A 26,100-nucleotide genomic window follows, 5' to 3' on the forward strand; every position below is an offset into this window, starting at 1 on the left:
TTTTGGTGTGTTTATGGGGTGTTAGTGGTGGTTGGCGGGGAATTTGTGGGTATTTTGATGAAAGCGGTGGGTATATAAGGGAAAGTGGAAGGTAAAAGGGAGGAACCGGAATGTAAACTCTTGAAAGTGGAAAGTAAAAGGAAAAAACCGGAGGGTAAACTTAAAAGCGAGGGTTCATGACGAACGGAAATTACTAAAAATGGAAACTTTGATATAGTAAGCCGCCTGAGCAAGAGGGAATTCTGGAATTTTAGCTTTAATTTATTTAAAGAGGAAGGTATTTTACCTAAAGTGGAGGGTAAATCAGCAAAACTGGAAGGTAAAATCAAAAAGCCGGAAGATAAACGAACCCCGGCCAGATTATACACTCACTCCTAACTCCCGAATTTCACCACCCCCTTTCTACCCATTTCTACTATTAAGGGCATGAAATCATCGAACAAGAATATGATTGTATTAGTGAAATGTATTACAAGCTTAGATTTTTACAGAAGAAGTTGAACAATTAATGACAAACCTCACTGACAGTCTGGTGGTTTTGTAGTTAAATAGGTGTTGTTGTCGAATAATCGGAGCTTAATAGCATGATGTACCAAGAGTACAATAGAATTATTAGAATGAAATTAATTTTTTGATATTTCCATTTTAAATCCAAGGGCTTGTCGACACCAGTATATATCAATGCTATAATGTATTCGGTTACAAATATTTACTAGTAAGAAAATTTTCAACATTGGAGGGGATAGGCATGGAACTTCTAAATGTATATCAGAATAACTATCTGATTGTTTTTGTGTTTCTATGTCTCGGGGTATTGCTGCCAGTAGTGGCACTATATTTGGGTAAGCTTTTGCGTCCTCATGCACCAAGTGATGCAAAGAATACCACATATGAGAGCGGTGTTGAGCCATTTCACGATTCACGTGTACAGTTCAATGTCCGCTATTATATTTTTGCCCTAATGTTTGTTATTTTTGATGTAGAAACCGTGTTTTTATATCCATGGGCTGTCGCCTATGATAAACTGGGCATTTTCGCATTAATCGAAATGTTAATTTTCGTTATTATGCTTCTAATTGGCCTAGTCTATGCTTGGAAGAAGAAGGTGTTAAAATGGACCTAAAACTTGACAACGTATCGCCTCAGGAAATGGAAGAATTACAAAGGAATGTGTTTATGACAACACTGGAGCAAGTGAAAGCGTGGGCCAGAAGCAATTCAATCTACCCGCTGACATTTGGTCTGGCTTGTTGTGCGATTGAAATGATGGCCGTAGGTTCCTCCCACTACGACTTAGACCGTTTTGGATCATTCTTCCGGACATCACCGAGGCAATCGGACTGTATGATTGTATCGGGGACTGTGACAAAAAAGATGGCACCGATTCTTCGCCGTTTATATGACCAAATGCCGGAACCAAAATGGGTGATTGCGATGGGTTCATGTGCGACAGCAGGTGGACCGTACGTTAAATCTTATTCCGTTGTAAAAGGTGTAGACCAAATTGTCCCGGTCGATGTATACATTCCAGGATGCCCTCCAAACCCTGCTGCTTTAATTTATGGAATCAATAAGTTAAAGGAAAAGATTCGTTACGAAGCGAAGACTGGGAAGAAGGTGATGTAATCAATGAGCGGGGAAAAGGATCTCGAACAATTAAAACGAGAAGCCGCTGAAAAGGCGAAGGCCGCGGCACTAGCGAAAAAGCAGGCAAAGGCCGCAGGTGAAGCCCCAGCAAAGGAAGAATCTAAGCCGGAGGCAAAACCAGCTGAGCCAACACCAGCAAGCGATGCTGACGATCTAACGAAGAAAAAAGCGGCAGCGGCAGCAAAAGCGAAAGCCGCAGCGCTCGCGAAAAAGCAAAGAGAAGGAATCGCAGAAGAGCCAGCAGAAGACATAGCGGCAAGCGATACAGACGATCTAGCGAAGAAAAAAGCAGCAGCGGCAGCAAAAGCGAAAGCTGCAGCGCTCGCGAAAAAGCAAAGAGAAGGAATCGCAGAAGAGCCAGCAGAAGACATAGCGGCAAGCGATACAGACGATCTAGCGAAGAAAAAAGCGGCAGCAGCTGCAAAAGCGAAAGCCGCAGCGCTCGCGAAAAAGCAAAGAGAAGGAATCGCAGAAGAGCCAGCAGAAGACATAGCGGCAAGCGATACAGACGATCTAGCGAAGAAAAAAGCCGCGGCAGTGGCAAAAGCCAAGGCTGCGGCAGCAGCGAAGCGAAAAGCAGCTGAGTTAGCTGGCGGAGCAGAAGCCCCGACGGGTGATGATGAAAAAGCAAAGGCGATTGCAGCCGCTAAAGCAAAGGCCGCCGCAGCTGCAGCCGCGAAGGCGAAAGCAGCAGGAAAAACAGGCGATGCTGCACCAGTACCGGCTGCAGAAGAATCATCACCAAATCAGCCATTCTTGGATAAGTATCGAAAAGCCATTGAAGAGAATCTGGGCTCCGATGTTTTAGAAGATTCTTATATTAATAAATTGTCTAAAGATGTTCCAACCCTCGTGGTAAAGCGTGAATCCTACTATAAACTGGCGCAGTTTTTAAAATACAATGAATTGTTAGGGTTCGATTATTTATCCGAGATTCATGGAACCGATTATGAAACACATATGGAAGTTTATGCTCACCTTTATTCATATAAAAACCGTCAATCCGTCGCTATGAAAGTGAAAATTGACCGAGATGAACCAACAATCGAGTCCGTAACACCACTCTGGGCCGGTGCGGAATGGCCAGAATGTGAAGCTTATGATTTGCTCGGAATTAAGTTTACAGGACATCCGAATTTACGCCGGATCATGCTCGGAGAAGATTGGGTTGGCCATCCACTTAGAAAAGATTATGAGCCGTACGATGTGGAGGTATAGCCAATGATCAGAACAGAAGAAATGATGTTAAACGTAGGTCCTCAGCATCCAAGTACGCACGGAGTATTCCGGCTTGTCGTAAAAATCGACGGGGAAATCATCACCGAGGCAAACCCTGTCATCGGCTACTTGCACCGCGGAACCGAAAAATTAGCTGAAAACCTGCAATACACCCAAATCATTCCCTATACAGACCGCTTGGACTATGTAGCGGCGATGACGAACAACTATGTTCTCTGCCATGCAGTCGAAACGATGATGGGAATTAATGTACCGGACCGGGCTGAATACTTAAGGATTCTGGCAATGGAACTAGGACGGATTTCCAGCCACATCCTGTGGTGGGGCACATTCCTCCTCGATATGGGGGCCGTCAGTCCATTCCTATACGCTTTCCGCGACCGGGAAATGATTCTGAATTTCCTAAATGAATTATCCGGGGCCCGCTTAACGTTTAACTATATGCGTGTCGGCGGCGTCAAATGGGATGCGCCGGAAGGCTGGGTAGAGAGGGTTAAAGACTTTGTCCCTTACATGCGGGAACAGGTAAAAGGCTATCATGACCTTGTGACCGGAAATGAAATTTTCCTAAGCCGTGTCAAAGGCGTTGGAACATACACAAAAGATGATGCACTGAATTACTCGCTCAGCGGCGTAAACCTTCGCTGTACCGGCGTGAAATGGGATCTGCGCAAGGACGAACCCTATTCGATTTACGACCGTTTTGATTTTGATGTTCCGACCCTTGAAGGCGGCGATGTCTGGGCACGCTACCAGCTCCGCCTGAAGGAAATTGAAGAATCATTGAAAATTGTCGAACAGGCCTGCGAGCAATTCCCTCAAGAAGGAGAAATTCTTGCAAAAGTGCCTAAAATCATCAAAGCGCCAAAAGGCGAAGCATTTGTCAGAATCGAAGCACCACGCGGAGAGATTGGCGTTTATATTAGCAGTGATGGTAAAAAAGAGCCGTATCGTCTCAAGTTCAGAAGGCCATCCTTCTACAATCTGCAAATTCTCTCAAAACTATTAAAGGGAGAAAATATCGCAAACCTCATCGCGATTTTAGGGGGCATAGATATTGTCCTTGGGGAGGTTGACGGCTAATGATCAACAATTTGCTCCAATCAAGTCCTGGATTATACAACTTTCTGATTTTCTTTTTACTTGGAGTCATTTTACTTTTAGTCGTTCTCGGGTTCGTTACCTACGGAATCTTGGCAGAACGTAAGGTTATGGGGTACATGCAGCTCCGCCACGGTCCAAACCAAGTCGGCGGCCGCTTTGGACTCTTGCAAACCGTTGCTGACGTCTTGAAGCTTTTATTAAAAGAAGATATTATTCCAAAACTTGCGGACCGGCCATTATTTATCCTGGCACCGGTGATTGCTTTTGCACCATCATTCATGGTGCTCGCAACCATTCCGTTTACTGACAAATTTCAATTTGCCGATATCGGTGTTGGATTGCTTTACTATATCGCCGTTTCCGGATTAACTACACTCGGCGTCGTAACCGGAGGCTGGGCATCCAACAACAAATACGCACTCCTTGGAGCCATGCGTGCGGCTGCGCAAATGATTTCATACGAAGTTCCGCTTGTAATGTCGGTACTCGGAATCATCCTGATCACCGGCAGCTTAAACTTAAACGATATCGTGCATCAACAAAGCCATGGCTGGTTCATTCTATTGCAGCCAATTGCGTTTATCGTGTTTTTAATAGCATCCGTCGCAGAATTAAACCGGACACCATTTGACCTTCCGGAATCCGAATCAGAACTAGTTGCCGGATATCATGTCGAATACTCCGGGTTCCGCTGGGCATTCTTTATGCTTGCCGAGTATGTATACCTATTCGCCATGACATCCCTAATCGTGGTTATTTTCCTTGGCGGGTGGCTGCCACCATTCCACTTCCTCGGATTTATCCCGGGTGCGATATGGTTCTCATTAAAATTCGCGGTTGTCCTATTCATCTACATCTGGTTCCGCGTCGCATTCCCGCGTTTGCGCGCTGACCACTTAATGGAAATGGGCTGGAAAGTATTACTGCCAATATCCTTGGCAAACATCTTCCTAACCGCCTTAATCAAAACCTTATTTTTTTAAAAAGGAACTTAGTTCTTATTGACGCGACTTACGATGTCTGATACCTTGACTTCCACACGAGAGACTGCAAGTCAAACTTTAAAATAGTAAGAGGGGTGAAAAACGTGCTTGGATTAGCAAAAGGCTTGAAATATACCCTAAAACAGTTAACAAAAGAAAAGGTCACGTATGACTATCCGAAAAAGCCGCTGCCACTGCCAGACCGGTTCCGCGGCATTCAAAAATTTTATCCGGAAAAATGCATCGTTTGTAACCAGTGCATGAACATTTGCCCGACCGAATGTATTGATTTAGTCGGTAAAAAACATCCGGATCCAACGAAAAAAGGGAAAATCATCGATACGTACGATATTAATTTCGAGATTTGCATCCTTTGCGATTTATGTACAGAGGTCTGTCCGACCGAAGCGATTATTATGACCAATAACTTCGAACTTGCGGAATACAGCAGGGACGCGTTATTTAAAAACCTCGAATGGTTGGATGAGAACGACGAAAACATACGGCAGGTGAATAAACCATGACATTTTCAGGCGAGTTTCTCGCATTTATGGGTCTTGCCTTGGTGGCGGTCATCGGCGGTGTGCTCCTTTTAAACCTGAATAAGGTCGTGCACATGGTTGTTGCCCTCATCTTCACTTTCGTGGCCATTGCCGGCATCTATGTCTTGCTTTCGGCAGAATTCGTCGCAGCTGTGCAAATCCTGATATATTCAGGTGCGATTACCATCATCATGCTTTTTGGAATCATGTTAACGAAGCATGATGACGAAAGTGAACCGAAAACGGGCAGACTCCGAAAGTTTCTCTTGTTCTTGGGAGTTATCGGATTTGCCTTTACCGTCTACATTGGCATCTATAACTTTAACATTGAACAAGTTCCGACCACTTTGCATGAAAATAACACGATGCAAATCGGTAAAGCTCTTTACTCCAAATGGGTGATTCCGTTTGAATTAACCTCTGTTTTATTATTGGTGGCACTGGTCGGGGCAATTGTTTTAGCGAAAAAAGACAAGAAGGAGGCGGACGACGAATGAGTTCAATTCCTGCTTCAGCCTTCCTGGCCCTTGCGCTGATTCTGTTCTGCATCGGCTTGTACGGTGCCTTAACAAAACGCAACACCGTGATTGTCCTAATCTCGATTGAATTAATGCTGAATGCGGTTAATATTAACCTGGTTACCTTCAGTAAATATGGCTTAACACCGTCCATCACCGGACAAATCTTTGCCCTATTTGCGATTTGCGTAGCCGCAGCAGAAGCAGCGGTCGGATTAGCCATCCTCATTTCGCTTTACAACAACAAGAAGACGGTGAATATTGACGAAATGAATAAATTGAAAAATTAGTTTTAAACATTTTGTGATGAATAGCGCAGGTAGAATTTTTCAACCTGCTCTAGTAGGGTGAACGGCAGGGCCGCACCTTTACATGACCTGCTATATTTAGCGGGCCCAATCTGACGCGCAATTTAACAATCAAACAGCGGTAGCGCGTTTAAAAAAGGGGATCGTGATATTGATGGAAAATGCATGGCTCATACCGCTTTTCCCGCTATTATCGTTTTTGCTCCTGCTTCTATTCGGGAAGCGCCTGAAGGAAGCGAGTGCATATGTGGGAATTCTGCTCACATTGGCATCGCTTGTTTATTCGGTGTTAGTGCTCTTTGAACGCTTCACAGAGCCAACCTATGTAACGAAGGCAGACTGGCTGACGATAGGAGATCTTCATTTAACAGCGGGCTTTGAAGTGAACCAATTAAATGCATTAATGCTAGTAATTGTATCGCTCGTAAGTTGCTTAGTACATACGTACTCCAAAGGGTACATGCATGGCGATGAGCGGTTCCACGTATTCTATGCCTATTTAGGGCTCTTTACGTTTGCAATGCTTGGTCTCGTGATTTCACCAAATCTTTTGCAAACCTATATTTTCTGGGAGCTTGTCGGGGTCGGTTCCTTCCTCTTAATCGGATTCTATTTTTACAAAGAAGAGGCAAGGGCTGCTGCGAAAAAGGCCTTTATCATGACCCGTATCGGGGATGTTGGTCTTTTAATCGGAATGATCTTGCTATTCTGGGAAACAAAAAGCTTTGAATATAGTGAAATTTTCGCCGCCATCGGAAACGGTGCCGTTCCACAATCGATGATTACCTTGACAGCCATCTTAATCTTTATCGGAGCTGTCGGTAAATCAGGTCAGTTCCCGCTCCATACGTGGCTGCCTGATGCGATGGAAGGCCCGACACCAGTTTCAGCTTTAATCCACGCTGCCACAATGGTTGCAGCCGGGGTCTACTTGGTTGCTGCACTATTCCCATTGTTCTTGGCGAGTAAAACAGCATTAATGGTTATTGCCGTCATCGGCGGGATTACAGCGATTTTTGCCGCAAGCATTGGTCTTGTGCAAACAGATATTAAACGAGTTTTAGCGTATTCAACGGTCAGCCAGCTTGGCTACATGATGCTTGCCCTTGGTTCTGCCGGCTATGTTGCCGGGGTATTCCACTTAATGACGCATGCATTCTTTAAAGCACTCTTGTTCCTTGCAGCAGGCAGTGTCATCCATGCGGTGCATACGCAGAATATCGAGGAAATGGGCGGACTTTGGAAAAAGCTTCGTCTGACTGGACCATTATTCTTAATCGGAACACTTGCGATCAGCGGGTTTCCGCTTTTATCAGGTTTCTTCAGTAAAGATGAAATTTTAGCATCCGCATGGGAAGGCGGCCATCCAATCCTTTTCGTGTTGGCGTTAATAGCGGCATTCTTTACAGCCTTCTACATGTTCCGCCTGTTCTTCATGGTGTTTACCGGTGAAGCGCGAGGCGAGCAAAAGCATGTTCATGAATCAGCATCGAATATGACCATCCCAATGATCATTCTTGGTGTGTTAGCGGTCGTTGCTGGTTATGTCAACACTCCATGGTTCGGTGAATTCTTTGGCGATTGGTTAGTAGATGGAAACGAAGCATTGGCAGCACATGCTCATGTAAAAGCACCAGTGTGGATCATGATTGCCGCAACTGTTGTCTCCTTGCTTGGAATTTACCTTGCATGGCTCATCTACGGCAAACGTTCCCTATCACGTAACTGGTTGAGTGGAAGCGGTGATACGCTGCATACGATTTTGTTAAACAAATATTACATCGACGAGTTTTATCAAATGACAGTGGTTGCCGTTGTAACCGGAATTAGTTACTTCTTACGTTTCATTGACGTATTCATTGTCGAAGGAATTGTGAAGGGTGTTGTCGGGTTTGTTCAAGGACTTGGGGCATCCGGTTCAAAAATGCAAACCGGACAGGTTCAAACCTATGGCGCGGTTGCCTTCGTGGGTCTTGCCGTTCTCGCTGTCATCTTCGCATTAACAGGGGGGTACTTAAAATGAATCTGACATCTGTTCTTTCGCTCCTAGTATTCTCCCCGTTACTAGGGATTGTGGTCTTAGCTTTCATGCCAAAGACAGCGGAAAAGGCTATTAAAGCAGTTGGTTTCTTGGCAACCTTGCCAGCCTTGCTTCTGGCACTGGCCATTTATTTACATTATCAAGCAGGTAAAAACCTGGCGGATTTTTCCGTATCGGTTCCATGGATTAAATTCGGGAACTTGACCGGTGCGGCAAGAGACCTGTTAACCGTAAGATACGAGCTTGCCATCGGCGGTTTCCAGCTGTTATTAGTCGTCTTAACGGCCGTAATTGCGACGCTGTCAGCGATTGGCGCGGCTCAATTTGTGAAAAAAGAGTGGAAAGGCTATTTCATGCTGTTCCTTCTTTTAGAAATTGGCATGCTCGGCGTGTTTACAGCAGAAAACTTAATTTTGTTCTTTATCTTCTTCGAGGTAACGTTAATTCCAACGTTCTTCTTAATCGGAAAATGGGGTTATTTTGAAAAAGAAAAAGCGGCATACAGTTTCTTAATCTACAACGGATTGGGATCAGCCGTATTATTAATTGCTATCATGATCTTGTTTTCCAAAACGGGAACAACAAATATTGAGCAATTACAGCATATTGTCAATGTCAAAGGAGGTCCGATTTCGGGCGACCTGAAGATGGGCTTGTTTATTGCCTTGCTCATTGCCTTTGGGGTAAAATTACCGATTTTCCCATTGCATAGCTGGATGCTGCGTGTGCACGTACAAGCACCACCTTCAGTGGTTATGATTCACTCTGGTATTCTACTAAAAATCGGTGCGTACGGTTTAATCCGTTTTGGAATGGGAATCTTTCCGGCACAGTTTGATAAGCTTGCTGTTATGCTGGCCATCCTTGGGGTTATCAATCTTTTATATGGTGCCTTCTTGGCGTTCATTCAATCCGACTTCAAAATGGTGTTGGCCTATTCTTCGATTTCCCACATGGGTATTGTATTAATCGGTCTTGCTGCCATGAATGAAGCGGGCATTCAAGGAGCGATTTTCCAAGTGGTATCCCACGGCTTGATTTCGGCTCTATTGTTCTTCCTAGTGGGTGTGTTCTACGAGCGTACAAACACATCTTTAATCGAAAACCTTGGCGGGATGGCAAAGGGGATGCCGCGAGCTGCAGGATTCTTGCTTGCCGGTGGTCTAGCCTCACTCGGACTTCCAGGTATGTCTGGTTTCGTCAGCGAATTCATGGCGTTCCTTGGCTTGTTCAAAGAAATGCCGGTCATCGCTGCCGTTGGAACAATCGGAATTATCATGACCGCCGTTTATTTACTTCGTGCCGTGCTAGGCATTACGTACGGCCAGGCACACCGTGAATTCACCGGTGTTGTTGATTTAAAAGGTGCGGAACTTGTACCAGTAGTTGTTTTAACGTTTTTAATCGTGTTAATCGGTGTATATCCAAGTGTTTTAAGCTCACCACTTCATGCCACACTTGAAACTATACTGCTTGGGATAGGAGGGTGATGAAGGATGGACATCAAAGCATTGGAATCATTTAACTGGGGCGCTATGACACCGGAATTCATCATCGTCGGGGTTGCTGCCGTCCTAACCCTTCTGGATTTATTTATGCCAAAAAATCAGGACCGCAGAATTCTAGGCTGGATTGGCATTGCCGGGATTTTTGCCGCGTTGATTTCAGTTCTTGGAATGATTGACCAGGGAACGGTTTCTATTTTACAAGATACCTTCCGTCTCGACGGCTTTGGAAAGGCCTTTAAGGTTCTTCTTCTTGTTGGTTCTATGCTCGTTATGTTCTTAGCCATCAGCTATGAACCAAAGGACGGCATGAAACAATATCAAGGCGAGTTTTATTATCTGTTCTTAACAGCTTTGCTTGGTGCGATGTTCATGACTTCAAGCGGAGACTTAATTACCCTATTTGTCGGGCTGGAAGTGCTTTCGATTTCTTCTTATATATTAGCAGGGATTCGCAAACGCCATGCCGGCTCGAATGAATCAGCGATGAAATACGTCATTAACGGCAGTATTTCTTCTGCGATTACCTTGTTCGGGATGAGCTATGTGTACGGTTTGACCGGTACAACGAACCTGCTCTCCATCGCCGGACAATTGCAAAGTCTTGCCGACAGCCAGCATGTGTATTTGCTTGGCCTGGCATTTTTGATGATTTTCGTTGGTTTATCCTTTAAGCTTGCTGCCGCTCCGTACCATATGTGGGCACCAGACGTTTATCAAGGAGCACCAACACCAGTTACTGCGTTTTTGAGCGTTGTTTCAAAAACGGCCGGTTTCGTGATCGTCATCCGCATTCTGTTATCGGTATTCGGCGTCGCCGCGTCGGAAGGCCCTGGTTCTGCACCGATTTTATTTAAAATGCAGGATTATATCAGCTTTATAGCTGCTGCTACGATGATCATCGGTAACGTCGTTGCCTTGAAACAAACGAATATCAAAAGAATGTTTGCTTACTCAAGTATTGCCCATGCCGGTTACATCCTTGTGGCCTTTGCATCGATGAACTTCATCATGTTTGATGCCATCTGGTTCTATCTATTAGCATATTTGTTCATGAACCTTGGCGCCTTTGCCGTAATCCAATTGGTTTCAGAAAAAACAGGAACAGAGAAGATTGCCGATTACGCTGGACTATACCGCCGGTCACCGGTATTAGCGGTTGCGATGGGAATTTTGCTTGTTTCTTTAGCTGGTTTCCCTGGAACAGCCGGTTTTATCGGTAAGTTGAATATCTTTATCGGAACGTTTGCGGGACAGTCACACTATGTGCTGGCGTCAATCATGATTGCGACGACGGTTGTATCTTATTTCTACTATTTCGGTGTCATGACGCAAATGTTCTTCCGTCCAGCTGCTGACGAAAGCAAGTTCAATGTTCCATTTGGAATCTTAGTTGTCTTAATTGTCGCAGTTGTGGCATCAGTGCTATTCGGAGTTGCGCCAAACTTGGCATTAGACTTCCTGCACAACCACTTTAATCAATTTGCAGACTTTTTGCAGTAAGAAAAGCGGAAGCGCCTTGATCAGCCCCGATATAGTAAGACTAGTCGGTTGGCAAGCGTTAGCGAAGCCAGAGACTTAGTCGCACTAAATACGTACAGAAAGCGTTAGCTTTCTGTAGCCAAGGCTTTAGGCCCTTCGGTGAAGTCGTTCTTTGACTTCATCGTCGAGGCCGAAGCAACCTAGGAAAAAAGCTGTTCATTTTTCCCCACGAGGGGCGAGGTGCTGGAGCTGGACAATTCTCGAAGTCTAAGCATGATTGCTAGGTAAAAAAAGGAAAGAGGCCCGCTTGTGTGCGGGCCTCTTTCTCACTTTAACGCTTTAATTCATCTTTTACCTTACCATAGCCTTCTTTCAATTTCCCTTTTACCTTATCCATTTTTCCTTCCGCTTCTTTTGAGTGGTCATCGGTTAATTTTCCCCATTGCTCTTTTACTTCCCCTTTTACCTTATCCAGACTGCCTTTTAGTTTTTCGTTATTCATATTACCTGCCTCCTTATAATTGGTTTCGATTAGGTAGTACCCGCTTGGAAAAGGGGGTAAACCTTTTTTCGATTATGTTTGAAAACAATCCATCACGGGTAGTACATAACCAAGCAAACGTGAGAAAAGGAGATGGAAAAATGAATCTGAATCAAATGATGAATGGCTGGTCTTATTACCTCCAACAAATTCCGAATCTATTGCTTGCATTTCTCATTTTACTTGTAGGCTGGCTTGTCGCAAAAGCGATTGGAAAGGCGGTAGAAGCAGGATTAAAGAAAACAAATCTCGATAATAAACTATTTTCGAATTTTGGAAAAAGGAAGGTTTCATCCGAAGTCATTGTCGGAAAAATCGTTTATTATCTATTGCTTGTATTTGTCTGGATTATCTTTTTTAACATGCTGAACCTTGGCTTAATTGCAGCACCGCTTGTAAAAATGGTCTCCGCCTTAACGGGAGCGATTCCGAATCTATTAAAAGCAGCCTTGATTCTGTTGCTTGCTTGGGTCGTGGCATACCTGGTGCGGATGCTGTTTATCAAAGGCGCCTCCATGTTTCATTTTGAAAAGCATCTCGTAAAATGGAAAATGAATAAGAGTGAAGTGGATGCTTTTAAAGTAGTAAATAGTATCGCAAAAGGAATTTTCTATTTTATCCTGCTGTTATTTTTACCGGCAGTACTTGGAGCGCTACATATGGAGGGGATTTCTGATCCGTTTTCACATGCGCTAAGTATAATGTTGTCATTTATTCCGAAGCTGTTTGCCGCGGCACTGATTGGCTTCATCGGCTGGCTGATTGCTAAAATTGCCCGTGATATTTTAACGAATCTATTAAAAAGTATTGGAGTGGACTTGATTGGGCAGCGAATCGGGTTAGTGGACAATCTATCGGGTGTGATTGGAAATATCGCGTTTGTACTTGTGATTATTCCGGCGGTTATTTCTGCATTAGAAAAACTGGATTTAAAAGGGATTTCTGATCCGGCTATTGCGATGCTGCATCATGTATTGACACTGATTCCAAATATTTTGGTGGCCATTGTCTTGATTTTAGCAGGCCTATGGTTTGGAAAATGGTTAGAAAAAATGGTATCACGAATGCTTTGGCGTTTAAAGTTTGATAGTCTATTTCATCAAATGGGCATCGGTTCATTAACCCCGGAACAGTCGAAGCATACGCTGTCACAAATGGTTGGATTGCTCGTTAAAATCGTTGTCGTGTTGTTATTTACAGCGGAAGCCCTGCAAATTGTGCATTTATATTTCTTGGTAACGTTGGCATCGGGTGTGATTGCTTACTTGCCTATGCTGTTTGCGGCGATTGTCATTCTTGGGATTGGACTCTATTTGGGCCAATTAGTAGAGCGCGTCTTGCAAAATGTTCTGCAGCACCGCTATGCCCGCACTTTGACAGCGGTGGCAAAATATACAATCTTCGCGATTACCGTGTTTATGGCATTGGATCAATTAGGTGTAGCTCATTCGATCGTGAATGCTGCGTTTATCCTCGTTTTAGGCGGCTTGGCGCTCGCGTTTGGTCTCGCATTCGGGATTGGCGGCAAGGAGTTTGCGCAGAAATATTTAAGTCGGCTTGATGAAAAACTAAGTGAGGGGAAAAATAAGTAGGATTTTTAATCCGGACCTTGAGGGGGGCCGGATTGTTTATTGTTGATTCGCGGATAAATTCTTTATATCTGTAAATTTAGGGTAATTTTACTCCACGATCCTAATAAAGAAGTTGAAAAAACTCTCAGAGGAGCCCTTTTTCAACTTCTTTTTCGTTCATCAATTGCAAATCTTGATAAAAAGTTTCATAGATTACCTTTTTCGTACCAAATAACAGGACTTGACGCCTTTATGAAGGGGAGTATCTAATAAGTTTCTCCGAATTTTCACCTTTCCGCGTTTAATAAACAGGACACTCATCTCAAGCTGGTCGTATTTTTCGATAGATTGATGAAGCGTGTGACGAGCAAGCTTGGATTCTCGAAAAATAGGAAGAAAAAGCAGGGTATCTTCTTTATTTTTTAAAAAAACCTCCCGAGCCGGCAAATCAGCGATCTCCACATTCTCTTTCATTTTGCGATTAAATAGGTCTGAAAGTTCCCGCTGAACCCAGGGTAGTTTAAGGGCCAGATATACACATAACACCACAGCAACGAGAACCAAAACCTCCTTTGCCTGCAGCCCCTTTGATAAAAACTGGCTGATCGACGAGATAATTACGGCCAAAGAAAATGCTCCGAACAAAATGAGAAAGGCCGCCAGTTTGCGGCGGATGGGATGCCCCAAAATGAATTCTGATTCATCAGTGGTAAAACCAGTGCTGGTCATCAAGGAAATGACCTGAAACCGGGAGATTTCCACTTTCAGGCCGGTTAATCGAAATAAGACCACAAAAATTTCAATGACCCCGACAATGATGATGAAATAAATGAGTAAAAAGAGTAAATTCATTTTTCACCTCTCATGAAAATAGTTGGGGCAAAATGCGCCCCAACTATCTATTGAATCTTCTCATTATAAAATTTAACTGAGTACATTGCGCCTTCATCCACCATCTTATTATCCTCTAAATCATGTGGATGCGGATGCCCGCCTTTATGAATAGGAAGCTGTTCGCTTTTTTCGAAAACAGTCGGGAAAATTTTGCGTTTCCATTCCCGTAATAAACTTTCTGCTTTGATGCGATTCGGTTTATTGGATAACCACATTGCCGAAGCGCCAATCCCGGCAGCCACAAGTGATGCCATTCCGATACTTCGTTTCATTTATTATCCTACCTCCTCTAATTTGAAGCTTACTTATCAATACCCCTTTTTATAGTCATTAAACGTTTTAAAGGTTGAAAAAACGGGGATTTACTAGAAAAAAGGAGATTTCGATGGAAAAGGTATTCGAGAAGTGGAAGTGGATTCAGTTAAATAAAAACGAGATTACTAGCTCAACAAAGCCGGATGGGCATGCCCATGTTTGGCTGGAACGGGTTCGGAAAAATAAAAGTAACTGCCTTCGGGTGGAGGTGCTGGAAAATGGGAAGAAGGCGCTGCATGCGTCGCTTATTTATAGACAGCTTTGTTAAAGAACAAGATTACAAGATTTTTCATTTTTATTTAACAACCGATAAATGGATAACGGTGGATCTTGATGTGAGCCCGTTTGATTTAAAGAGAATGGACCAAATGGAAAATGCGGTGAATGGCTTTTTGCTGTTCCTCGGGGAATTGATGAATGAAATGTTAGCGGAAATTGATCAATTTGAGGAATCGCTCAAAACCTTGATCTGGAGTGTCCGCAAACGGAATGAAACGAGAATACTCGAATTGGTGTACCGCCAGCGGCACGAGTTGTTGGTGTGGAAGAATCTCTTAATCCCAATCAAGGAATTAAAAATGGCGATTGAGGAAGTCAAGCTTCATGAAAGCGGGGATGGTGAGATATTCCACTGCGCGGGTAAACGGATTGAGCGGGCCTTCGTGCTACTCAATGAGTATGAGCATGAGCTTGATTCGATGATCAATTTGGAAGAGGTCATTTCCTCCCACCGCGGCAATAAAATCATGAAAACATTAACGGTAATCACGACGATTTTTACCCCGATTATGGCTTTCGGGGCATTATGGGGAATGAATTTCAAGTATATGCCGGAGCTTGGCTGGAAGTATGGTTATCCTTTTTCGATTATTATCACCATCGTTTTCACGCTCCTGCTTTATGGTTATTTAAAAATAAAGGGTTGGACAGGAGATTTGTTGCAGGGTAAGAGCAAGGGGTCGTTTTTTAAATAAAGGATGTTCTATGAAAACCGTATCCCCTTGTAATCGCAAGTAGATTAGGTGTTCATGCCTTTGATGAAGACCATTTCCAACATGAACCGCTGTAGATTTGGAACTTCATGCCGTCAATAAGGGCCATGATTATCAAATTTTAATAAAAAAGTGTTTAAGTCTCACTGAGAGGGGTATTTAAAAAACAAGGTTGCCAAACTTGGAAAGAGGGTGGTGTAAATATGCAGCTGCAAATTCAGTAGAAAGCTAGAATGGAACAGCGGCAATCTTTAAAAAAAGAGGAGGAGATAGACATGGATAAAAATTTATTTGATCAAAAGAAAATGGGAGAAGCAGGCCGTCAAGAGGGACGAGGTGCTTATGACAATAATGATAGAGAAGTAGAGAGAGCAGACTCTCAACAAAAACGGACAGAAAAGTACATTAAGGAATCGCTGTTGCAGAATGGGCGTCGAGAAGAAGATAAACAGAATGAAACTTCAGGTTATAATATCAGCAAGCGGGTTTAAGTGAGCTTGTTTAAATAAATGAGCGAGAGACATGACAAGTCTCTCGCTGTTTTAGTACGATGATAAAAATAGATACATAGACGAAAAGGGGAGAGACGATGAATATTGTCATTGTCGACGATAACCTGACGAATTTAATGATTATCGAAAAAATTCTACAGAAAGACGGGTATGACCGCATTGTAAAACGATCATCTGCCAAAGATCTTTATCAATATTTGCAGCTGGATGGGCCAAAAACGGCTGAGGTCCCGGTTGACTTGATTTTGCTGGATTTGATGATGCCGGAAATTGATGGCGTGGAGGGGTGCCGGACGATTCTCGCAGATGAGCGGTATCAAGACCTTCCGATTATTTTTGTAACGGCCATGGGAGATTCCAATAAGATGGCAGAGGCGATGGATGCCGGCGCGCTGGATTATGTCATGAAACCTATCAATAAAATTGAGCTGTTGGCGAGGATTCGATCCGTGCTCCGTTTAAAGCAGGAGAAGGATTTGCGGAAGGAGCGCGATAAGCGGATCCAATACGAGTTGGATTTGGCGAAGCAGGTGCAGCTCAGCATGCTCAGCCATCCGATTGAGGATGAAAAAATAGCGATTTCGGCGGTCTATCGTCCGTCCTTTGAGCTTGCCGGCGATTTGTATGCCTGGCATCAGATTAGCCCCAACCGCTATGCGGTAATTTTGCTTGATATGATGGGGCATGGGATTTCTTCTTCGCTTATGTGCATGTACATCTATTCTGTTTTAAAGGATACCATTGTAGAGTTCGGCGATCCGGAGTCAGTCATGCGGGAGTTGAATCGGAGGATGAACCAGCTCCATTTGCCGGATAGTTTGATTAACTATTATTTTACAGCGATTTATTTTGTGCTGGACACGGAGCAACAGACGATTGAGTATGTGAATGCGGGTCATCCAGCTGGGATTGCGATTGTTGATGATGAAGTGAAGCTTTTGACAGAAGGCTGCTGTGCAATCGGATTTTTTGAGGAGATTGACATCACAAAAGGGGTCATTCGCTATTCGGACGAGGTGCGGCTTTTATTGTTTACGGATGGGTTGTCGGAATGGCTGGAGGAAGAGTATGAGGATGCTACCTCAAAAATCATTCGCACTTTACAGGAAAAGGAAAATGATACTCCTGCACTAGTTTTGGAGAAGATCCAGCAAAGCGCCGAGCCACTGAATCTGCCGAAGGATGATATGTGTTTGGTGATGATATCGGCGAAGAGTTGATTATGGCAAGTTGGAGGGACAAATTTCCGGATGTAAAACAAATATTGTCTCTCCAGGCAAGTTGGAAGGACAAATTATAAGATATAAAACAAATATTGCCCTTCAAGGCAAGTTGGAAGGACAAATTATTAGATATAAAACAAATATTGTCCCTGCAGGCAGATTGGAAGGACAAATTATTAGATATAAAACAAATATTGTCTCTCCAGGCAAGTTGGAAGGACAAATTATTAGATATAAAACAAATATTGTCCCTCCAGACAAGTTGGAGGGACAAATTTTTCGATTATAAGCAAATATTGTCTTTCAAAGCTAGGGGGAAGGATACCTTTTTAAAATTAAAGTGAAAAATATCCTTCCGGGCTTGTTAGAACAAACTATCATAAGAACTCATCTTCCCTTACCCAGCCAAAAACGCCTCTAACATCCAGCGGTGCTTCTCGAGCGTTGTCCGTATTGCAATAAACATATCGGCCGTCGGCTGATCATCTTGATCCTCCGCCGTCGTAATTCCCTCGGTCAACTCACGGCAAATCATTTCAAAATCCTTAGCTAATGTCCTTACCATCGCCGCGGTATCCTCATCACCGGAAGCCTCCTTAACTGAAGCTAGCTCCAATTGCTCTTTCAAGGTAGCCGTAGGCAGTGCACGAAGCGACAGCATTCGTTCCGCAATCGTATCTAAATGCAACGAGGCCTCCTTATACAATTCCTCAAACTTCAGATGAAGCGTGAAAAACTGCTCGCCTTTCACATACCAATGATAATGGTGCAGTTTCATGTACAGCACCGAAAAATTCGACACCTGCTTATCAAGTGTTTCCGTAAGTTCCTTTGTTTTTGTAGTAGCCATAAACAATCCCTCCAATAAAATTGATATCTATTAAATACCCAGCCGCAACACAACTCAAACTAAAAGATAGGTTACAAGTATATTTCAGTTATTTTTCAAAATGGTAAAATTATCCTAACAATAGCCGTAAACAGGAAAAACAACAAGAAGAATATGGTAGAATGATGGCGTTATTCATGTCGAATAAGACCGGAAAGAAGGCGATGACCATCAAAAATATCAAATTTAATATTCAGGCCAAAATCATTACAGGCTATTTGGCCATCCTAATTTGCATAGGGATTTCTCTTCTAATCGTAAATAATAGAATGACAGCTTTACAGAAAGAAGCCAATTTCGTTTCCAGTCACGATATTGAAGTGCATGATTTGGTCAATCAGCTTCAAAAAAATGTTCTCGACATGGAAACCGGCATGAGAGGCTATGTCATCACGGGAGACGAGCAGTATCTCGAGCCCTATGAGGAGGGAAGCCGCAGCTGGATGGACAATTATAATAATCTTCACTCCCTATTAATTTATAACGACGGACAAAGGCATAACCTCGAAGAAATTAAACCGCTGATTCATAGCTGGATTCAAAATTCCGGGGAATTTGTAATTAAGGCGAAAAAAGCAAATGACACCGCCGCATTGAATCAGCATTTTAAAGAAAACAGAGGGAAAAAGCTGACCGACCAGCTAAAGCAACAGTTTGATTCCTTTTTACAGGAAGAAAAGAAATTGACGGCGGAGCGGATTGATAAACTGAATCAAAATAACTTCAATTTAAAAATCACCTTTTATACGATTATCATCTTGGTTACAGCGATAACATTATTAACAGCCTTTTTCCTGGCCAATTCTATTGTCAAAACAATCAAGCAGGTCGTAAGAACGATTCAAAGTATTACCGAATCCAAAGTCGACCTTTCCACACGAATCAAAGTGAAAACGCGGGATGAAACGCGCGATCTCGCTGAAGCGATGAATAATTTGCTTAGCAGTTTGGAGAAGCAAAGCTGGACCCAGAAGAGTTTGACAGAGATTTCGACGATTTATCAAGGGATCACTGATATTAAGGAATTGGCACATACGTTTATCACAAAGCTGGCCCCAATGCTGGATGCGGTTTATGGAGTTGTATATTTACGGAAGACGGATGGACAGAAGGTTCAGTTTGTAAAAACGGCAGGCTATGCGATTAAAGATCAGGAAGATATTGCATCAAGCTTTCGCTTGGGAGAAGGCATGATCGGACAATGTGCCCTGGACCAACGCATCTTTCTGATTGACACCCTGCCAGAAGATCACATTAAACTGACTTCTGGCCTCGGAGCATCCTCCCCGACCAATTTATTAGTGGCTCCCATTGTCGTCGAGGATAAGGTCGAGGCAGTTGTGGAATTCGCAGCATTGCAGCCGTTTCTTGCGCAGCACCTTACCTTATTGGACCTGCTTCAAGATAAATTTGGTTCATCGATTACGAGCGTGCTCGGACGGATGGAAGTAGAAAGACTGCTTAGTGAATCCCAAGTATTAACAGAGGAATTACAAGCACAATCGGAAGAGCTTCAAGCGCAGTCAGAAGAGTTGCAAATGCAGCAGGAACAGCTGCAAATTTCCAACGACTTTTTGGAAGAGCAAAACCATTATGCCGAACAACGGGCGGCGGAGCTGAAAAAAGCGAAGGATGAACTGGAGGAATTTTCAATCAAGCTTCAGGAGAGTTCGCAATACAAATCGGAGTTTCTTGCCAACATCTCGCATGAATTGCGCACACCGCTGAACAGTATTCTCATCCTCTCGCAAATGCTGATGGAAAGCAATCAGGAAATGGACAAGGCAGAGGTCGAGGAGTATTCACGAGTGGTGTATACCGCCGGCGAAGATTTACTGCGACTGATCGATGATATTCTTGATTTATCGAAAATTGAAGCTGGAAAAATTGAAATTTTAACCGATGAAGTCAATATGACCGAAATTCCACAAATCTTAAAAAGCATGTTCGACCCAATCGCGGCGAAAAAGAATGTAACCTTTGAGGTTGTAACACATCCAGATGTTCCACCGATCCTTTCGACAGATGGACAACGATTGCAGCAAATTTTAAAAAATCTTCTCTCGAACGCCTTTAAATTTACGGAGAAAGGCTCTGTAACGGTACGGATGGAGCTGGCCCCGGAAGGAAAATTAGCAACAGAGGAGCCGGTCCTAGCGATTTCTGTAACAGATACGGGAATTGGCATTCCAGCAGATAAGCAGCAAATTATTTTTGATGCCTTTCAACAGGTAGACGGGACAACGAACCGCCAATATGGTGGAACAGGGCTTGGTCTCTCGATTTGCCGCGAATTTACCCGTTTGCTGGGCGGATTGATTGAGCTGGAAAGCGAACCGCAGAAGGGAAGTACGTTTACTCTCTATATCCCTAGCAGGCTGGAGACAGAGCCGCTTCAGGAGGAACAGGCGATTAAGGAAGTGGCAGCAGGGATCAACGAGGTGGCAGTTGCCCCGATTCCTTTCGAAAAAAAATCCCAATCGTCTGAGCAAATATTTATCGATAAAAAAGTGCTCTTAGTGGACGATGATACCCGGAATGTGTTTGCCATCGTAACAGCACTTGAGAAAAAAGGCATGATCGTAAGAGTGGCGGAAAATGGGAAACGGGCCATCGATATTTTGCAGGGCAATGCCGATTTCGACCTTGTTTTCATGGATATTATGATGCCGGTGATGGACGGCTATGAGGCGATGAAAGCAATCCGTCAAGACCTAAACATGGTGAATCTGCCGATTATTGCGTTGACGGCGAAAGCAATGAAAGGGGAACGCAGTATATGTATGGAAGCGGGGGCATCTGATTATATTATGAAGCCATTAAATATTGAGCAGCTATTCTCGCTGATGCGGGTGTGGCTGACAGAGCAGGAGAATCGAGTATGAGCGAGTTACTAGTAGAAACAGAAGATTTTTCGCCGACAGAGCTGCAAAATATTGAAATGAATTTGTTGCTAGAAGGTCTCTATCAGATGTATGGCTATGACTTTCGCGGTTATGTCCGGGCGTCGTTATTCAGAAGGGTGACGAACCGGATGAGGTTAGAGAGGCTTGAGACGATTACGGCGTTATTGGAAAAAGTGCTTCATGACCCAGGTTATTTGGAGCGGCTGCTGAATGATTTGTCGATTCGGATGACAGAAATGTACCGCGACCCCAGCTTTTTTGCGGCCTTTCGCAACGAAGTGGTGCCATTGCTCCGTGAACTACCGGAGATTCGCATTTGGCATGCCGGTTGTGCGACGGGGGAGGAGGTCTATTCCATGGCGATCCTCATGCAGGAGGAAGGACTCGCTGAAAAAACGACCATCTATGCAACGGATATGAATGAAAGGGCGCTTAGGGTTGCACAAAAGGGCACATTTCCGCTGAAAAAAATGCAGCAGTATACGAAAAATTATTTAGCGGCGGGCGGAAAGAAGGCTTTTTCAGAATACTATACGACCGACCATCAATTTGCATATTTTTGTCCGGTAATGAAGGAGAAGCTCCTTTTTGCACAGCACAATTTGGTGACGGATGGTTCGTTTAATGAGTTTCATGTAATTTTGTGCCGGAATGTCATGATTTATTTTAACAGTGAGTTGCAGCTGAAAGTACATGGGCTCATGTATAACAGTTTGGCGGATGGGGGCTTCATTGGATTGGGCAGTAAGGAATCGCTGATGTTTGTACTGAATGACATTAAATATGAGGAATTCAATTCGCAGGAACGAATTTATCGGAAGAAATAGAAAACGGCCCCCTTTTATAGGGCCGTTTCGATTAATCTTGCAGCGGGTCTTGGGTGAGTTTTTCTTCCCGCAGCTCCCTGCCGGTTTTTTGCTCTTTCATTTCTTTCCCGAGTTTTTTGATTTCATCCATATTTTGGACCATCGAGCTATTGTTGTTATTAGCAACCTTCAATTGTTCATCAAGCTGCGCCATTTTCACTTTTTCAACCATTATGAATCAACTCCTTTCTTTTTAACTACCCCTAATTTTATTTTTGAAACTTTTTTAAAAAAAGGTTTAGGGTTCCAAAGAGACGGGTATGTAACAAATAAATAATCCAGAGGTGATCATGAAATGAATCTAAAGATAGATAAACATCAGAATAATGAAGAAACCTTTGTAAAAGTTGCTGGCGAAATTGATGCCTATACGGCACCACAGCTAAGAGAAGGGCTCCTGCCGCTGGCGGAAGGGAAAAACAAGACACTGATTGTCAGTTTAAAGGAAGTTTCCTATATGGATAGTACAGGACTTGGGGTTTTTATCGGTTTATTTAAACAATTAAAGAAAAATGAAGGGGAGCTGGTGCTGATAGATCTATCAGATCGATTAAAGCGGCTCTTCGAGATTACCGGCATTAGCAATATTATTCATATTTCAACAGAGTAAAAGGGTGGGGGACAATGATGGATTATATTGAAATGAAAATTCCGGCTAAACCGGAATATGTGGGTGTTATCCGATTAACCTTATCAGGAATCACGAGCCGCATGGGTTTTACATATGAGGAAATTGAGGATATTAAGATCGCTGTCAGTGAAGCCTGCACGAATGCTGTACAGCATGCTTACCGCGATGACGAAGACGGAGAGGTGGTCCTTGGCTTTGGTATTTACAAGGACAAATTAGAAATTATGGTAGCGGACTACGGAAAAAGTTTTAATTTTACCAAGAAAAAACAGGAACTGGGCCCATACACAAAGGCAAGCACCGTGGATCAACTGACAGAGGGAGGTTTGGGTCTCTATTTGATTGAAACGCTTATGGATGAAGTCGTCGTCACAAACCATTCCGGCGTGACGGTCTTCATGGTGAAGTATTTAAGTGGGGAGCGTGAGAATCATGACACAACCATCGCAAACCATGAGGCGAACTAAGGAAGAAATCAATGCGTTAATTAAGGAATTTCAGCAAAACGATAGTGCAGCGGCTCAAGCGATTCTGGTGGAACAATACACTGCGCTTATCGCGAGCCTGGCGCGAAAATACTCCAGAGTGAAAAATTTTCACGAAGATCTGATGCAGGTGGGCATGATTGGGTTATTGGTTGCGCTCAGACGCTATGACGCGAGTTTTGGAAAACCCTTTGAAGCGTTTTTAATTCCGACGGTGATTGGTGAAATCAAGCGGTTTTTACGGGATAAGACGTGGGGTGTACATGTCCCAAGGCGGATCAAGGAATTGTGGCCAAGGGTAAAAACCGTGGTGGACGAGCTTACGAATCAATATCAGCGTTCCCCGAAAATCCAGGAAATCGCGGATTATCTGGAGATTTCCGAAGAGGAAGTATTAGAGGCAATGGAAATGGGGAAAAATTATCAGGCTGCTTCTGTCGACCAGCCAACAGAGACGGGCTCTGAGGGGAGTACGGTTACGCGGCTTGATATTATCGGCTCATCTGATGAAGGCTTTGAGCGGGTAGATCAGAAGCTGTTACTTGAGAGCAGCCTGCATGTACTATCTGAGCGGGAACGGGAGATTCTGCAGTGTACGTTTTTGGACAACAAAAGTCAAAAAGAAACGGCTGAGCAATTGGGAATGTCGCAGATGCATGTTTCCCGCTTGCAAAGGAAGGCAATCGATAAACTTCGGAAGGAAATTAACAGCCATGCCAAATAAGGATGAACGAAAGCCGAACGACTATTTTCTAGAAAAATAGTGGTTCGGCTTTTTGGTTCTAGTAAGCTAATAAAAAAAGTATAAAAACAATTATAAAGGTTTTAACGGTAGGAAATGGTGGTATATCCATAATAAGGTTACAATATGTTAACCTGACAAAGTCAAAGTTGTGAGGGAGGTATGGAGGATGGATTTTTTTAAAGCTGTCGAAAGTACCCCAATGCTTGGCGGGACATAATCTTACCGGAGTCAGCATTTACTTTTCCAATCTAAAAATGAGGGCGGTACTTAGTTACAGTTACAGTAAATGAAAGAGACCAATCAAAATTTAAGGGAGGAAAATATAATGGATAACAACGATAGTATGAGTATGAAAGAAAGAGGACGCAAGGGTGGACAAGCCACTGCGGAAAAACATGATAAAGAGTTTTATCAGGAGATCGGGAGAAAAGGTGGAGAAGCGACCGCCGAGAAACATGATAAGGAATTCTATCAGGAGATTGGAAGAAAAGGCGGGGAATCCCGCAGGAACCAGCAGCGTGATGACGATTAAGGAATAGATTGAAAAAGGGTCTTGCACAATCTTGTGCAAGCCTTTTTCATGAATTCAACATCTTTTTCACTTTTATCCATCAAAAAAGACTGCATCGCTGCAGTCTACTCTGAATTAGGCATGCCTTAAACTTTTTAAGATCAGACCAACAATAAATACTAGCACAATGGCACCAATGATGGCTGGAATAATATAAAACCCTCCAATCACCGGTCCCCATGACCCCAATATGAGGGAACTGAGCCAGGCGCCAATAAACCCGGCAATGATATTTCCAATAATTCCTCCCGGTATATCACTTCCAAGAATCAGTCCGGCTAACCAGCCGATAATTCCTCCAATAAAGAGTGACCAAATAAATGCCATGAATCTTCGCCCCTCTCAAATTTTTATCTATGGTAAATACATACCCGAATCCTCAACCGGTAAACCTTTTGTTCATACCTTATCTTTGGAGCGGATTTTTGCATTGCTTCTTCCTGTTTTTAAAAAATGCTGGCAAACCCTTAATTCGCAGGTAAACTTTTTAAAGCCTTCCTGATCGTGTGCGTCCAGACATTGATCGATTTTCCGTTTTAGCAAGCTGATTTTTGAGATGGCTTCTGCCTTCCGTTTTATTTCCAAATAAAGATGCTCTTTTCGTTGCTGCAATTCCTCTCGGCGGTACTGGCTCGGATGGGTTAAGTGCAAGCCACACTTTTTACACTGTGTTTCATTAAAATGAACAACATAAAATTCCGCATTTCCACAATCTTTACAAACCAGTTTCTTCATATATACACCTCCAAAAAAATTTAAGTATTTCTTTTATACCCACAATCGAATCATCGTTAACCCGAATGGCCAAAATTACGAGAATTTTAGAAAAATAGGTTTTGATTTTTTAAGAAACGGTTACATACAGAATAGAAAGACAAGTCCACAACGGACAAACATATGAATCTGGAGGGATGTTAAATGGAAACAGTAAAAATCGTCGAAAATGGTGTAGAGGCAAAAAAGGAAATTGACCAATTAATGGGTCAAGGGTTCACCAAAAATGAAATTTATTTACTCGCCCATGACAAAAATCGCTCAGAAGATTTGACCCACGCGTTAAATATTTCCGATATCGGCATCGCAGAACAAGGGGTATTCGATTCCATCGCCAATGTGTTTCGTTCAAGGGGAGACGAACTGCGTACAATGCTTGAGTCATTAGAATTATCGGATGACGAAGCGGAGCGATATGAGGAAGAAATGGATCATGGAAAAGTCGTAGTAATCGCATCAAAATCAGCTTAACGGAAGGCGGGTCACTCGTTGGCCTGCTTTTATAAAAAAGGAGAGGTGAATTAAAAATGAAATTTTCAAATCAAAGCTTGGAAAAATTACGAGGAGTGCATAAGCGTGCCCGCCATAAAGTGAGCGGAAAACACAATTTTGAAAAGTATTCTCTGAATCCGATCATCCACCGGGAAATTCACGGAGAGCGAATCTATGTCCCATTAAATTTAAAGAAGGTTTGGAATGGAGCTTAAATTTTTTTATTAAGGCTCTTTTCGTGAACTTTGTTGCTTTTGGACCTTAATAAGGGTCAAATACTTAAATTTCTAGGCAATTTTCGCAAATGTTCTTACGAAAAGATGC

At 43.2% G+C, this 26,100-nt stretch carries 32 protein-coding genes and 1 pseudogene; 25 read left to right on the forward strand and 8 right to left on the reverse strand.

Features of this window, described 5'->3' with window-relative positions; translation table 11 throughout:
- Window positions 1-11 precede the first annotated feature (11 nt).
- A complete protein-coding gene (locus BIV60_RS29070) occupies window positions 12-368 on the reverse strand; it encodes a hypothetical protein (RefSeq protein WP_141770414.1) in 357 nt (118 codons plus the stop codon).
- 380 nt (window positions 369-748) lie between these two features.
- Here BIV60_RS29070 and BIV60_RS06520 point away from each other — a divergent pair, with 380 nt between their 5' ends.
- From BIV60_RS06520 to nuoN, 11 genes are all read left to right on the forward strand, one after another.
- Complete coding sequence (locus BIV60_RS06520; protein ID WP_071354919.1) at window positions 749-1,123, forward strand: NADH-quinone oxidoreductase subunit A; 375 nt, start codon at window positions 749-751, stop codon at window positions 1,121-1,123.
- Window positions 1,114-1,626: a NuoB/complex I 20 kDa subunit family protein gene (locus BIV60_RS06525; RefSeq protein ID WP_026572696.1), complete on the forward strand. Its 513-nt coding sequence runs from the start codon at window positions 1,114-1,116 to the stop codon at window positions 1,624-1,626. The genes BIV60_RS06520 and BIV60_RS06525 overlap by 10 nt, the downstream gene beginning before the upstream one ends.
- A gap of 3 nt (window positions 1,627-1,629) precedes the next feature.
- Entirely contained in the window at window positions 1,630-2,865 is a 1,236-nt protein-coding gene (locus BIV60_RS06530; RefSeq protein ID WP_071354920.1) for an NADH-quinone oxidoreductase subunit C, read from the forward strand.
- Between the two features lie 3 nt (window positions 2,866-2,868).
- On the forward strand, window positions 2,869-3,969 hold the full coding sequence (locus tag BIV60_RS06535) for an NADH-quinone oxidoreductase subunit D (RefSeq protein ID WP_071354921.1): 1,101 nt from the start codon (window positions 2,869-2,871) through the stop codon (window positions 3,967-3,969).
- A complete protein-coding gene (nuoH, locus tag BIV60_RS06540; RefSeq protein ID WP_071354922.1) occupies window positions 3,969-4,973 on the forward strand; it encodes an NADH-quinone oxidoreductase subunit NuoH in 1,005 nt (334 codons plus the stop codon). The genes BIV60_RS06535 and nuoH overlap by 1 nt, the downstream gene beginning before the upstream one ends.
- Window positions 4,974-5,077: 104 nt before the next feature.
- The gene (gene nuoI, locus BIV60_RS06545) at window positions 5,078-5,497 is read left to right on the forward strand and encodes an NADH-quinone oxidoreductase subunit NuoI (protein ID WP_071354923.1); all 420 of its coding nucleotides are present in this window, start codon (window positions 5,078-5,080) and stop codon (window positions 5,495-5,497) included.
- Entirely contained in the window at window positions 5,494-6,012 is a 519-nt protein-coding gene (locus BIV60_RS06550; RefSeq protein WP_071354924.1) for an NADH-quinone oxidoreductase subunit J, read from the forward strand. Before nuoI ends, BIV60_RS06550 begins: the two co-directional genes overlap by 4 nt.
- Complete coding sequence (nuoK, locus tag BIV60_RS06555) at window positions 6,009-6,323, forward strand: NADH-quinone oxidoreductase subunit NuoK (RefSeq protein ID WP_071354925.1); 315 nt, start codon at window positions 6,009-6,011, stop codon at window positions 6,321-6,323. The genes BIV60_RS06550 and nuoK overlap by 4 nt, the downstream gene beginning before the upstream one ends.
- Before the next feature lie 169 nt (window positions 6,324-6,492).
- Complete coding sequence (nuoL, locus tag BIV60_RS06560; protein WP_071354926.1) at window positions 6,493-8,364, forward strand: NADH-quinone oxidoreductase subunit L; 1,872 nt, start codon at window positions 6,493-6,495, stop codon at window positions 8,362-8,364.
- Complete coding sequence (locus BIV60_RS06565) at window positions 8,361-9,872, forward strand: NADH-quinone oxidoreductase subunit M (protein WP_071354927.1); 1,512 nt, start codon at window positions 8,361-8,363, stop codon at window positions 9,870-9,872. Before nuoL ends, BIV60_RS06565 begins: the two co-directional genes overlap by 4 nt.
- Before the next feature lie 6 nt (window positions 9,873-9,878).
- Window positions 9,879-11,390 carry an NADH-quinone oxidoreductase subunit NuoN gene (nuoN, locus tag BIV60_RS06570; protein WP_071354928.1) on the forward strand — a complete coding sequence of 504 codons (1,512 nt, stop codon included), beginning with the start codon at window positions 9,879-9,881 and terminating at the stop codon, window positions 11,388-11,390.
- Between the two features lie 310 nt (window positions 11,391-11,700).
- Here the strand turns inward: nuoN and BIV60_RS06575 are convergent, their stop codons facing one another.
- The gene (locus BIV60_RS06575; protein ID WP_071354929.1) at window positions 11,701-11,871 is read right to left on the reverse strand and encodes a CsbD family protein; all 171 of its coding nucleotides are present in this window, start codon (window positions 11,869-11,871) and stop codon (window positions 11,701-11,703) included.
- Between the two features lie 140 nt (window positions 11,872-12,011).
- On the opposite strand from BIV60_RS06575, the gene BIV60_RS06580 reads away from it, so the two are divergent.
- Window positions 12,012-13,502: a mechanosensitive ion channel gene (locus tag BIV60_RS06580; RefSeq protein ID WP_071354953.1), complete on the forward strand. Its 1,491-nt coding sequence runs from the start codon at window positions 12,012-12,014 to the stop codon at window positions 13,500-13,502.
- Between the two features lie 192 nt (window positions 13,503-13,694).
- Here the strand turns inward: BIV60_RS06580 and BIV60_RS06585 are convergent, their stop codons facing one another.
- A complete protein-coding gene (locus BIV60_RS06585; protein WP_083402133.1) occupies window positions 13,695-14,333 on the reverse strand; it encodes a hypothetical protein in 639 nt (212 codons plus the stop codon).
- Window positions 14,334-14,380: 47 nt separating this feature from the next.
- Window positions 14,381-14,647 (reverse strand): hypothetical protein, encoded by a 267-nt coding sequence (locus BIV60_RS06590; protein ID WP_071354930.1) that lies wholly within the window; start codon window positions 14,645-14,647, stop codon window positions 14,381-14,383.
- 113 nt (window positions 14,648-14,760) lie between these two features.
- Between BIV60_RS06590 and BIV60_RS29510 the strand changes: the two genes are divergently transcribed.
- The 5 genes from BIV60_RS29510 to BIV60_RS06615 all read left to right on the forward strand — a co-directional run bounded on the left by BIV60_RS29510 (window position 14,761) and on the right by BIV60_RS06615 (window position 17,706).
- Window positions 14,761-14,958, forward strand: a complete 198-nt coding sequence (locus BIV60_RS29510; protein WP_071354931.1) for a hypothetical protein — start codon at window positions 14,761-14,763, stop codon at window positions 14,956-14,958.
- Window positions 14,909-15,664 carry a magnesium transporter CorA family protein gene (locus BIV60_RS06600; protein ID WP_177177232.1) on the forward strand — a complete coding sequence of 252 codons (756 nt, stop codon included), beginning with the start codon at window positions 14,909-14,911 and terminating at the stop codon, window positions 15,662-15,664. The genes BIV60_RS29510 and BIV60_RS06600 overlap by 50 nt, the downstream gene beginning before the upstream one ends.
- 293 nt (window positions 15,665-15,957) lie before the next feature.
- Window positions 15,958-16,173: a hypothetical protein gene (locus BIV60_RS06605; RefSeq protein WP_071354933.1), complete on the forward strand. Its 216-nt coding sequence runs from the start codon at window positions 15,958-15,960 to the stop codon at window positions 16,171-16,173.
- A 98-nt stretch (window positions 16,174-16,271) separates the two neighbouring features.
- On the forward strand, window positions 16,272-17,414 hold the full coding sequence (locus tag BIV60_RS06610; protein ID WP_071354934.1) for a PP2C family protein-serine/threonine phosphatase: 1,143 nt from the start codon (window positions 16,272-16,274) through the stop codon (window positions 17,412-17,414).
- A gap of 10 nt (window positions 17,415-17,424) precedes the next feature.
- Complete coding sequence (locus BIV60_RS06615; RefSeq protein ID WP_071354935.1) at window positions 17,425-17,706, forward strand: hypothetical protein; 282 nt, start codon at window positions 17,425-17,427, stop codon at window positions 17,704-17,706.
- Window positions 17,707-17,814: 108 nt separating this feature from the next.
- Here the strand turns inward: BIV60_RS06615 and BIV60_RS06620 are convergent, their stop codons facing one another.
- Window positions 17,815-18,267 carry a Dps family protein gene (locus BIV60_RS06620; RefSeq protein ID WP_071354936.1) on the reverse strand — a complete coding sequence of 151 codons (453 nt, stop codon included), beginning with the start codon at window positions 18,265-18,267 and terminating at the stop codon, window positions 17,815-17,817.
- Window positions 18,268-18,443: 176 nt separating this feature from the next.
- On the opposite strand from BIV60_RS06620, the gene BIV60_RS06625 reads away from it, so the two are divergent.
- Window positions 18,444-21,191, forward strand: a complete 2,748-nt coding sequence (locus BIV60_RS06625; protein WP_083402137.1) for a CHASE3 domain-containing protein — start codon at window positions 18,444-18,446, stop codon at window positions 21,189-21,191.
- Window positions 21,188-22,039, forward strand: coding sequence for a CheR family methyltransferase (locus tag BIV60_RS06630; protein WP_071354937.1), 852 nt, complete (start codon window positions 21,188-21,190; stop codon window positions 22,037-22,039). The genes BIV60_RS06625 and BIV60_RS06630 overlap by 4 nt, the downstream gene beginning before the upstream one ends.
- Before the next feature lie 31 nt (window positions 22,040-22,070).
- Here BIV60_RS06630 and BIV60_RS06635 read toward each other — a convergent pair whose 3' ends face one another.
- Window positions 22,071-22,250 carry a hypothetical protein gene (locus tag BIV60_RS06635; protein WP_071354938.1) on the reverse strand — a complete coding sequence of 60 codons (180 nt, stop codon included), beginning with the start codon at window positions 22,248-22,250 and terminating at the stop codon, window positions 22,071-22,073.
- 123 nt (window positions 22,251-22,373) lie between these two features.
- On the opposite strand from BIV60_RS06635, the gene BIV60_RS06640 reads away from it, so the two are divergent.
- The 4 genes and pseudogenes from BIV60_RS06640 to BIV60_RS06655 form a co-directional block, all read left to right on the forward strand.
- Window positions 22,374-22,688, forward strand: a complete 315-nt coding sequence (locus BIV60_RS06640) for an anti-sigma factor antagonist (RefSeq protein WP_071354939.1) — start codon at window positions 22,374-22,376, stop codon at window positions 22,686-22,688.
- 14 nt (window positions 22,689-22,702) lie between these two features.
- Complete coding sequence (gene rsbW, locus BIV60_RS06645; RefSeq protein WP_071354940.1) at window positions 22,703-23,176, forward strand: anti-sigma B factor RsbW; 474 nt, start codon at window positions 22,703-22,705, stop codon at window positions 23,174-23,176.
- Window positions 23,142-23,918, forward strand: a complete 777-nt coding sequence (gene sigB / locus BIV60_RS06650; protein ID WP_071354941.1) for an RNA polymerase sigma factor SigB — start codon at window positions 23,142-23,144, stop codon at window positions 23,916-23,918. Before rsbW ends, sigB begins: the two co-directional genes overlap by 35 nt.
- 346 nt (window positions 23,919-24,264) lie before the next feature.
- Window positions 24,265-24,441: pseudogene (locus BIV60_RS06655) on the forward strand (KGG domain-containing protein); the annotation flags it as partial.
- A gap of 144 nt (window positions 24,442-24,585) precedes the next feature.
- Here BIV60_RS06655 and BIV60_RS06660 read toward each other — a convergent pair.
- Together BIV60_RS06660 and BIV60_RS06665 are read right to left on the reverse strand one after the other, a co-directional pair.
- The gene (locus BIV60_RS06660; protein ID WP_071354943.1) at window positions 24,586-24,837 is read right to left on the reverse strand and encodes a GlsB/YeaQ/YmgE family stress response membrane protein; all 252 of its coding nucleotides are present in this window, start codon (window positions 24,835-24,837) and stop codon (window positions 24,586-24,588) included.
- A 72-nt stretch (window positions 24,838-24,909) separates the two neighbouring features.
- Window positions 24,910-25,245 carry a hypothetical protein gene (locus BIV60_RS06665; RefSeq protein WP_071354944.1) on the reverse strand — a complete coding sequence of 112 codons (336 nt, stop codon included), beginning with the start codon at window positions 25,243-25,245 and terminating at the stop codon, window positions 24,910-24,912.
- Between the two features lie 183 nt (window positions 25,246-25,428).
- On the opposite strand from BIV60_RS06665, the gene BIV60_RS06670 reads away from it, so the two are divergent.
- Window positions 25,429-25,755 carry a YflT domain-containing protein gene (locus tag BIV60_RS06670; protein WP_071354945.1) on the forward strand — a complete coding sequence of 109 codons (327 nt, stop codon included), beginning with the start codon at window positions 25,429-25,431 and terminating at the stop codon, window positions 25,753-25,755.
- Between the two features lie 56 nt (window positions 25,756-25,811).
- On the forward strand, window positions 25,812-25,991 hold the full coding sequence (locus BIV60_RS06675; RefSeq protein WP_071354946.1) for a hypothetical protein: 180 nt from the start codon (window positions 25,812-25,814) through the stop codon (window positions 25,989-25,991).
- Window positions 25,992-26,100: the final 109 nt, after the last annotated feature.

Source organism: Bacillus sp. MUM 116 (assembly GCF_001866655.1).
Classification (GTDB): Bacteria; Bacillota; Bacilli; order Bacillales; family Cytobacillaceae; genus Neobacillus.